The organism is Flavobacterium sp. RSSB_23 (assembly GCF_051547145.1).
In the GTDB taxonomy this organism is placed as follows: domain Bacteria; phylum Bacteroidota; class Bacteroidia; order Flavobacteriales; family Flavobacteriaceae; genus Flavobacterium.
Genome location: NZ_JBPTTO010000038.1, coordinates 1 through 1053 on the forward strand (window position 1 = coordinate 1; position 1053 = coordinate 1053).

Here is a 1053-nt window from a genome sequence, read left to right on the forward strand (position 1 = left end):
CGATAGGGTTTGAGAGGCATAATAAGTAGTACCATTTACTAGAGCAGTTGTTGGATCAAGAGGAGTTCCACCACTCGGATTGGCATACCAAAGTATAGAAGTTCCAGAGGCTATTAAGTCACCAATGGTTCCACTATTGCAAACGATTTGATTGCCTGAACCACTAGGAGCAGGCGTTTTTGTGATGGTTACTGCTACAGCAAATCGGCTAACACTTTCACAACCTAATCCATTAGTTGCAGTTTGTGTTGCGTAATAAGTAGCGTCGGTAAGTGGAGTAGTATTTACTAAAGGAGTTGTGCTTGTTGGTGAATTGTACCATTTTATGTTCGTACCACTGGCTACTAAATTAGCAATAGTTGGTGCATCAATTTGACAGAAAGTTTGATTTGCCGCACCGCTAGGAGCAGCAATACCTTCTATGGTTAGGGTAACGGCTATTCTTGTGGTACTTTTACAGTTGGTAGTGGTATTTCTTGCTTCCACATAATACGTATAATTTCCAGCGGCAGTTACGATAGGTGTAAAATTCAAGGCATTAGTCAAAAACGGAGTGCCACCAGTTTGTGTTGTATACCAATCAGCGGTTTCTTGCGCGGCTACACTCACACTTAGCGTTGGATTATTTTGTCCTTCACAAATAGTTGGATTGGCACTTGCAATTGGCGTGTTGACAATTGGACAGCTACAATTAGGTGCAGTAATTGGTATTGCTACATTGCATCCACCAGCAACATTTGCATTGATAGTAATATTGGTTCCAGCAGGAATATTAGTAATACCCGAAGCGCTTACGGTGCCTACATTTGGAACAACGCTAATGTTTGTTCCCGCAGTGGTATTAAAAGTAACCGAGTAGGTAAGTAGGTTAGCAGCACAAGTTGTATTGGTAATAGTAAGTAGTGGAGCAGCTTTAATTTCAAGTGCAACAGGAGTTCTTACTGTACTAGTACAAGAATTGCTATTGTTTTGAGCATAAAAAGTAGTCGAGCCAATGCTATTCCAAGAAGGAGCAGCAATTAGGTTGCCTCCAGTTGGTGCATCATACCAAGA

The 1053-nt window shown here is 41.3% G+C and carries 1 protein-coding gene; it reads right to left on the reverse strand.

Going from position 1 to position 1053, the window contains the following annotated elements; all coding sequences use genetic code 11:
- Positions 1-1053 (reverse strand): hypothetical protein (locus ACSVH9_RS16250; RefSeq protein WP_438064620.1); only part of this gene is annotated, 1053 nt, incomplete at both ends.